General features: G+C 65.8%; 8 protein-coding genes. 5 read left to right on the top strand and 3 right to left on the bottom strand.

Features of this window, described 5'->3' with window-relative positions; all coding sequences use genetic code 11:
• Positions 1-1,629, bottom strand: a 1,629-nt coding sequence (locus M9902_RS12020) for a sodium:proton antiporter (protein WP_297223289.1), incomplete at its 3' end; no start/stop codon positions are given.
• Between the two features lie 48 nt (positions 1,630-1,677).
• On the bottom strand, positions 1,678-2,526 hold the full coding sequence (locus M9902_RS12015) for a secretin N-terminal domain-containing protein (protein WP_297223293.1): 849 nt from the start codon (positions 2,524-2,526) through the stop codon (positions 1,678-1,680).
• Positions 2,527-2,796: 270 nt separating this feature from the next.
• Here M9902_RS12015 and M9902_RS12010 point away from each other — a divergent pair, with 270 nt between their 5' ends.
• Positions 2,797-3,138 carry a HigA family addiction module antitoxin gene (locus tag M9902_RS12010; RefSeq protein WP_297223287.1) on the top strand — a complete coding sequence of 114 codons (342 nt, stop codon included), beginning with the start codon at positions 2,797-2,799 and terminating at the stop codon, positions 3,136-3,138.
• Between the two features lie 68 nt (positions 3,139-3,206).
• Here M9902_RS12010 and M9902_RS12005 read toward each other — a convergent pair whose 3' ends face one another.
• Complete coding sequence (locus tag M9902_RS12005) at positions 3,207-4,208, bottom strand: integron integrase (RefSeq protein WP_297223285.1); 1,002 nt, start codon at positions 4,206-4,208, stop codon at positions 3,207-3,209.
• Between the two features lie 231 nt (positions 4,209-4,439).
• Between M9902_RS12005 and M9902_RS12000 the strand changes: the two genes are divergently transcribed.
• The 4 genes from M9902_RS12000 to M9902_RS11985 all read left to right on the top strand — a co-directional run bounded on the left by M9902_RS12000 (position 4,440) and on the right by M9902_RS11985 (position 7,650).
• Positions 4,440-5,294: a site-specific integrase gene (locus M9902_RS12000; protein WP_297223283.1), complete on the top strand. Its 855-nt coding sequence runs from the start codon at positions 4,440-4,442 to the stop codon at positions 5,292-5,294.
• Between the two features lie 21 nt (positions 5,295-5,315).
• Positions 5,316-6,470: an IS91 family transposase gene (locus M9902_RS11995; RefSeq protein ID WP_297223291.1), complete on the top strand. Its 1,155-nt coding sequence runs from the start codon at positions 5,316-5,318 to the stop codon at positions 6,468-6,470.
• 348 nt (positions 6,471-6,818) lie between these two features.
• A complete protein-coding gene (locus M9902_RS11990; protein WP_297223281.1) occupies positions 6,819-7,079 on the top strand; it encodes a hypothetical protein in 261 nt (86 codons plus the stop codon).
• A gap of 121 nt (positions 7,080-7,200) precedes the next feature.
• Positions 7,201-7,650, top strand: a complete 450-nt coding sequence (locus M9902_RS11985) for a pyrimidine dimer DNA glycosylase/endonuclease V (RefSeq protein WP_297223279.1) — start codon at positions 7,201-7,203, stop codon at positions 7,648-7,650.
• The last annotated feature ends 202 nt before the right edge of the window (positions 7,651-7,852 follow it).

The following is a 7,852-nucleotide window of genomic DNA, read 5'->3' as shown; positions in this document are numbered from 1 at the left end:
CCAGTCGAACTGCTCCGACAGGCGCGTGGCGCGGATCTCGCCGGAGCGGGCCAGGCTGGCCGTCAGGCTGGCGTGGGTGGCCTCGTGCGAGAAGAGCACGCGGCCGGTGTCGGCGTCCTCCTTGCCTTCCTTGGCGCCGCTGGCCAGGCGGTAGACGCCCTGGCGGCCGAATTCGCCGCGGTAGCGCAATGCCGCCAGCGCATTGGACTCGGGCCGCGGCGACAGCGCCAGCATCTGGCCGATGCCGATCAGGTCGAGCATGCGGTCGGCCTCTTCCGACACCGGGTTGACGAAGCGCGCCTCGAGGCCGTCCATGCGCGCGGCGCGCACGTTGTCCCAGTAGGTGTCGCACAGCAGCACGCGGAAGCCGGCATCCTTGAGCGCCTTGCCGAGCCGGCGCGCCACGCCCGTGCCGCCGAGGACCAGCACGCCGTGCGGCTCCGGTTCCGCCACGCCGAGCAGGCGCGCTAGAAAGCCGGCCGTCGCGCTCTGCAGCACCACCGTGCCGATGATGATGACGAAGGTCATCGGCACCAGCAGTTCCGCCTGCGCGTAGCCGAGTTGCTCCAGGCGCGGCGCGAAGATCGCCGAGACGGCGGCGGCGACGATGCCGCGCGGTGCGATCCACGCCAGCAGCGCCTTCTCCTGCCACTTCAGCGACGAGCCCCAGGTCGTGGCGAGTATCTTCAGCGGACGCGCGACGAACTGCGCCACCAGCAGCACGCCCAGCGCGCCCCAGCCGAGCGGGATGAGATCGGAGAAGCGCAGGCGCGCCGCCAGCACGATGAACAGCACCGAGATCAGCAGCACCGTCAGGGTTTCCTTGAAGTCGATCACCTCGTCGAGCGGCACGCGCTTCATGTTGGCCAGCCACATGCCCATGACCGTCACCGCCAGCAGGCCGGATTCCGACTCGACGGCATTGGCCAGCGCGAAGGCGGCCCACACCACGGCCAGCGTCGTCACGTTGCGCAGGTATTCCGGCACCCGGTGGCCGCGCAGCAGCAGGCCGAGCAGCCAGCCGGCGAGCGCACCCAGCACGATGCCCGTGCCGAGTATCTTCGCGAAAGTGGCCAGGGTGTGCAGCAACGCCTGGCCCGCGCCGCTGGCGACGATGAACTCGAACACCAGCACCGCCAGCAGGGCGCCGATCGGATCGATGACGATGCCCTCCCAGCGCAGCAGTTCGGCGATGCGCGCCGTCGGCCGCACGGTGCGCAGCATCGGCACGATCACGGTGGGGCCGGTCACCACCACCAGCGCGCCGAACAGCAGGGCCACCTCCCAGCCGAAGCCGACGAGGAAATGAGCCGCCAGCGCCAGAATCAGCCAGGTCACGAGCAGACCGCTGCTGACCATGCGCCGCACCACGCGCTCGAGGCCGCGGATGTCGGAAAAGCGCAGGGTCAGCGCGCCCTCGAAGAGGATCACCGCCACCGCCAGCGAGACGATCGGCAGCAGCACCGGGCCGAACACCGCGTCCGGATCCAGCCAGCCGATGCCCGGCCCGATGACGAGGCCGGTCAGCAGCAGGAAAAGAATGGCCGGCAGCTTGGTCCACCAGGCGACCCACTGGCAGGTAATGCCGAGCAGGACCACCGCGGCGATCTGAAAGACGTTATGTTCCATAAGTGGGGGGCGATTGTACCCCACCCCTCCGCGCGGCCCGCCCGCAAATCAGGGCAGCTCTTCGACCTTCAGCTGCACCGTGCGGCCGCTGCCGCCGCGGCGCGTGGAATGGCGCAGGGCGCCGTCGCGGTCCGCGCTTTCCTCCTGCACGCTGCCGCCGATCTGCATCCACTCGCCCAGCCGCGCCGACACCGTGGTGGACAGGCGCTGCACGTTGGCGCTGCCCGGGCCGGCGCTGCCCGGCGTGTCGTGCGTCGGGCTGATGGTCAGCGTCACCAGGTCGCCGGAGAGCTGCGGCTCGGCGGTGAAGCTGGTGCCCAGGTCGCGATAGACGACCGTGTCGGAGACGATGGCCCCGCCGGGCGTCAGCACCACCTGGCGCAGCGGCACCGGCACCGACGTGCCGACATTGATGTAGGCCCTGCCGCCCTCCACCACCTGCACCTGCTGCGAGACGCGCTCGCTGCCCGCGCTGCGCGAATCGTAGACCTGGCCGCGCAGCACGTCGTCCCCGCTGCGCACCGTTACCCCTGCGCCGCCAACGACGGTGCGGCGGCTTTCGATGCGCACGCGGTCCGAGCCGACGCTGCCAGACACCTCGCCGCCGCGCGCCGAGGCCGTGCTGTCGGCATCCTGCCGCACCGAGATCAGCAGCCGGCGCGGCGGCCGGTCGAGGGCGGCGAGCAGTTCCCTGATCTGGCGCCGGTTGGCGTCCGAGGCGCGGATGAATATCTGGTTGTTCATGCCGGAGAGCGCCCCGCCCGGCTCGATGAAGGGCCGCAACTGCGGCAGCACCTGGTCCGCCGTGCGGCTCTTCAGGTTGATGATCTCCAACTGCTGGGCCTGGGCCGCGCCAGCCAGCAGCAGGAAAACAAAAGCCAAAGCAAACTGTCTCATGGTCACTCCTCCAACAGCGTCATCTTCCCGCTATAACGTCTTGATGGCAATGGCGTGGTCCCAACAGCCTCAACATTGCAGAACCATAGTCAGCACTGAAATTGCACGGTAAAGTACATCAAAACTCAACTTGATATATTGAGGTTGTGTGCCACATGACTTGGGTTGTCATTCCCGCGCAAGCGGGAATCCATAAGACGTATGGATTCCGGGTCGCGCTACACTTGCCCGGAATGACGTGTTTAAGTTTCGGAGATCGATAATTTTCAGATGCTTCTTCTTGCGATGCGTAAATTGAAGCCAATCACGCCCGGCGAGCTGCTGCTGGAGGAATTCCTGAAGCCGATGGGCATCAGCCAGTACCGGCTGGCCAAGGAAATCAGCGTGCCGGCGCAGCGCATCAGCGACATCGTGGCCGGCAAGCGCACCATCACCGCTGACACCGATTTGCGCCTGTGCCGCTTTTTCGGTCTGTCCAACGGCTACTGGCTGCGCGCGCAGGCTGCCCACGACACGGAAGTCGCTGAACGCGCCCTTGGCGCCAAACTGGCGAAGATCGAACCGTGGTCCAGCACGACAGCGCAAGGCAATCGCGCCCTGTCTCGGGCGTAAACCAACATAATTGTCGCCGTCCTCTGCAAGCTGACTTTCAGGACGGTAGCAACGCAGAGCGTCCTGAATCAATCTAGCGGGCTCTTCACCCCGCGGCCGCCCTTGTTCAGCACATGCGTGTAGATCATGGTGGTCGACACGTCCGCATGCCCGAGCAGCTCCTGCACCGTGCGGATGTCGTAACCGCCTTCGAGCAGGTGCGTGGCGAAGGAATGGCGCAGCGTGTGCGGCGAGACCGGCTTGACGATGCCCGCCCGCGCCGCCGCCTGCTTCACGGCGCGCTGCACGCGCTTCTCATCGACATGGTGGCGGCGAACTTCGCCGGAGCGGGGATCGGTTGAAAACCCGGCGGCGGGGAATACGTACTGCCAACCCAGGGCACGTGCGGCATTCGGGTACTTGACGGCCAGCGCATCAGGCAGCCAGACCTCGCCCTTTCCGCGCGCCAGATCCGCCTCATGCACCGCCTTCGTCCGCGCGATCTGCGCGCGCAGCGGCTCGACCAGTTGCAGCGGAATCATGGTGACCCGGTCCTTGCCGCCCTTGCCCTCGCGCACGACGATCTCGTTGCGCGCCAGATCGACATCCTTCACCCGCAGGCGCAGCCCTTCGAGCAGGCGCAGGCCGCTGCCGTAGAGCAGGCTGACGATCAAATGCAGTTCCGCGTTCTCGATCTTCTCCAGCAGGGCAAGCGTTTCGGCCCGTGTCAGGACTGTCGGCAGGCGCACCGGCTTCTTGGCCCGCGTGACGTCGTCGAGCCAGGGCAATTCAAGCGCCAGCACCTCGCGGTAGAGGAACAGCAAGGCAGACAGCGCCTGGCTCTGCGTGGACGCACTGACGTTGCGCTCCACCGCCAGGCTGGACAAGAAAGCCTCCGCTTCGGCCTTGCCCATGTCCGCCGGATGGCGCTTGCCATGAAAAAGAATGTAGCGTTTAATCCAGCCTAAATATGCCGTTTCAGTACGCAGGCTGTAGTGCTTGAGCCTCAGTCGATCGCGCACCCGATCGAGCAATCGGGGTGCCTCGGTGGCAGAATCAGGCTTTACTTGCTGTTCAGGTTTATTGGACATGAGCTTGTATGGAAGTTACAAGAATCAGCATGATAACAACACATTACATATTATGTCGACAATACCGGTCAGTCCAATAAGCAGTTTACTGTCAATTTTGATATCTACTTAACGTTGAACTAAACCGCTGACGCGGTAGTAGCGAGGGCTGCTGCCGCGTTTTGCATTTCAGTAGGAGTGTTGTTCGATCTCGTTTGCGGGGATGTCCCCGCGTTTGACGAGGAGAATGACATGACTGAACTGCGCAAGCGGATGAGTGAAGCGATGGTACTGCGCGGCTTTGCCGCGCGCACGCAGCAGAGCTATCTGGCGTGTGTGGCGGGGCTGGCGCGCCATTACGGGCGTTCGCCGGAGCGGATCGACACGGCCCAGATCCAGGCCTACCTGCTGCACCTGATCACGGAGCGCAAACTTGCCTACGCCAGCGTCAATCAGGCGGTGTGCGCCCTGCGTTTCTTCCACCGCGCCGTGCTCAAGCGCGAAGCGGCCGACTACGACATTCCGATGGCCAAGGTGCCCAAGCGGCTGCCGCGGGTGTTCTCGCGCGAGGAAGTGGGCCGCCTGCTGGATTCGGCGCGCGACCTGCGCGCCCGCGCGCTGCTGGCGACGACCTACGCGGCGGGGCTGCGCGTCTCGGAGGTCTGTGCGCTGCGGCTTGCCGACGTCGAGAGCGCGCCCGACCGCATGTGCCTGAAGGTTCGCCAGGCGAAGGGGGCCAAGGAGCGCTACACGCTGCTCTCGCCGCGCCTGCTGGAGAGCCTGCGCCAATACTGGCGGGTGTGCCGGCCCCGGATATGGCTGTTCCCCATCCGCGGCGGCGAACGGCCAATCGACCCGAAACAGGCGCAGCGCTGGTTCTGGGCGGCACGCGATGCGGCCGGCCTGGGCTGCGAGGGCGGCATCCACACCCTGCGCCATTCCTTCGCCACCCACCTGCTGGAAGCCGGCGTCGATATCCACACCATCCAGCGCCTGCTCGGCCACGGCCATGTCGGCACGACCATGCGCTACTTCCACCTCACCCGCGCCCGTCTGACCGGCACCGCCTCGCCGCTGGAACTGCTCGATACGCTGTCGAACCGGTAAGCCGGCCCCGTGACCAAACGCATCGGCCTGGCCGAGGTGCTGCGTCGCTTCGGCGCGGCCTATCTGGCCGGCCATCGGTTGAGCTTCTCCCAGGCAAGCGCCTGGCGCGCCATCGTCGCCTGCCGCACCGCCGCCTTGGGCGGGCATGTGGAATGCTGTGATCGGTGCGGCGCCAGCCGCCACGTCTATCACTCCTGCCGCAACCGGCATTGCCCGCTGTGCCAGACACGGGCCAAGGAAGCGTGGATTGCGGCACGCGGCCGCGAGCTGTTGCCGGTGCCGTACTTCCACCTGGTGTTCACCCTGCCGCATGCGCTCAATGGCCTCGTCGCCAGCCATCCCCGCACGCTCTATGAACTGCTCTTCGAGGCCAGCGCCGCCACGCTCAGCGGGTTTGCCGCCGACCGGCGCCATTTGGGCGGAGCGGCCGCCTTCACGCTCGTGCTGCACACCTGGAAACAGGATATGGGCCGCCACATCCATGTGCACGCCCTGGTCGCCGGCGGCGCACTCACGCCGGCCGGGGCGTGGGTTGCGCCGCGCCGCGGCTTCCTCTTCCCGGTCAAGGCGCTCTCGCGGGTGTTTCGTGGCAAGTTCATCGCCGCACTCGAACGGGAACGCACCGCGGGAAGGCTGCGCGAAGAGACCAGCCTCACCGGGTACGCCTGGCGGCCGCTGTTGGCGAAGCTCTATCGTCACGAGTGGGTGGTCTATGCCAAACAGCCCCTCGGCGGCCCGGCCCAGGTGCTGGAATATCTGGGCCGCTACACCCATCGGGTGGCGATCTCCAACGAGCGCATCGTCGGCATCGAGCAGGATGCGGTGGCCTTCCGCGTCCGCGACAACGGCGCCGGCGGCAAGCGGCGAACGTTGCGCCTGCCCGGCGCGGCGTTCGTCGGGCGCTTCCTGTTGCATGTGCTGCCGCGCGGCTTCAAGCGCATCCGCCACTACGGCCTGCTCGGCCCGGCGCACAAGCGCGCTCGCCTGGCGGCCGCGCGCGAAGCCTTGCGGGCGCCCGCGCCCAAACCCGCCGTAATCGAGTCGGTCGATGCCTTCATGCGCCGCGTGGCGCGCCGCGAGTGGTCTTGCTGTCCGCAGTGCCGCCGCGGACGCCTCATGCCGGTCGCGGCAATCGCGCCGCAGCGGCCCTGGCAGCCATCGCATGGCCCGCCTTGAAGCCACGCGCAAACCATCCCTGCCGCCACCCCCAAAGCCTTGGCGCATCGGCCTGCCAGAACAGCACTCGCCCATCCCGACCCCAATGCGCGGCACGCCTCGCCGATGCCGCGCCCGCCGTGCTCCACACCATCCATATGCGCCCCATCGGCCCTCGCAGTGCCCGCAGCACAACCCGCCGCCTTATGCCATTCGATTGACTTCGGCACGCGCCGCCTTACAATCCCCATAGCCACCGCCCGCACGGCGGTCCAGTCCAACAAGGTTTATCCGCCGATATGACGCCTCGCCTTACCCTCACGCAGCCGCGTCGGCGGATAAACGCTATTCGTTAGAGGTTCCATGTCTGTGACCGACATCCTTATTGTTGGCGGCTTGGTTGTACTAGTGGTCGCCTTGCTGCGCGCCAGTGAAATACTGAGCAAGAATCCCCATCAACAACTAAAAGCCCATGAAGATTTGGCTGGTCAATTTCCAGCCAACATGAGCACCTCTGAAAAGTTCAGACTCATTAATCTATTTGGTTTATCGCCATCCAATCCAATTCGCCCGTGGCTCCTTGTGATCGCGGTAGTGGTGTTATTCCTATTTGTGGCATGGCTACAATAATCACCTCTAACATTCCGGTTGAGAGGGGCCGCCCCAAAGCTGCGCTTTGGGGTTCCCTCCGCGGCTTTGCCGCTCCGGCGGCCCCTCACCTACAACGTCAGGCAGCCGAAATCTAGCAGCCGTGCGAATCTGGAGCCTGCATCCGAAGTACCTCGACGCACGCGGACTCGTTGCTTTGTGGCGGGAAGGATTGCTTGCCCAGGCCGTGCTCCGGGGAAAGACGAATGGCTACGTTCATCACCCGCAACTGCTCCGGTTTCGGGAGCACGCTCCCGTTGGATTCATTGCCGAGTACTTGCGAGGCGTGCGCAAAGAGGCCGTGAATCGCGGTTACCAATTTGATCGCGCGAAGATCAGTCGTTCCCGGGCGCCCGGCTGCCTGACGGTTTCGCGCGGCCAGCTCGAGTTCGAATGGCATCACCTGAAGGGAAAACTGGAGGTGCGCGATCCGAAATGGCTGGCACGAATAGCAACGGTCAAGAGTCTGGAGCCGCACCCGCTGTTTCGGCTAGTGCGTGGCGGCGTTGCGCAGTGGGAAAAGGGTGCGACACCGCCCGGAAAACCGTTGTAGAGGATGCCCGCGTGCGGGGCGGCGCTGAGCGCCGACCCCTGCTGCGAACCGCAATTCCCGCTCACCGTATCGCCGGGGCTGACTTTCACCCATGAGCCCGCCCTCTCCCCTTGCCCCTCTCCCGCACGCGGGAGAGGGGAGTGAAATTCAACTGCGGCTGGCGCGCTCCACGCCGCCGATCTCCCCGATCAGCTTCAATGCG

The sequence above is a fragment of the Thermomonas sp. genome (assembly GCF_023953935.1).
Taxonomy (GTDB): domain Bacteria; phylum Pseudomonadota; class Gammaproteobacteria; order Xanthomonadales; family Xanthomonadaceae; genus Thermomonas.
Note: the sequence above shows the minus strand (reverse complement) of the source record. Positions and strands in the feature narration are given on the sequence as shown.

What these genes read in the sequence shown, in the direction of transcription:
- M9902_RS12000 (WP_297223283.1), top strand. Translation starts at nt 4,440, where the DNA reads ATGACTGAACTGCGCAAGCGGATGAGTGAAGCGATGGTACTGCGCGGC.
- M9902_RS12005 (WP_297223285.1), bottom strand. Translation starts at nt 4,208, where the DNA reads ATGTCCAATAAACCTGAACAGCAAGTAAAGCCTGATTCTGCCACCGAG.
- M9902_RS12010 (WP_297223287.1), top strand. Translation starts at nt 2,797, where the DNA reads ATGCTTCTTCTTGCGATGCGTAAATTGAAGCCAATCACGCCCGGCGAG.
- M9902_RS12015 (WP_297223293.1), bottom strand. Translation starts at nt 2,526, where the DNA reads ATGAGACAGTTTGCTTTGGCTTTTGTTTTCCTGCTGCTGGCTGGCGCG.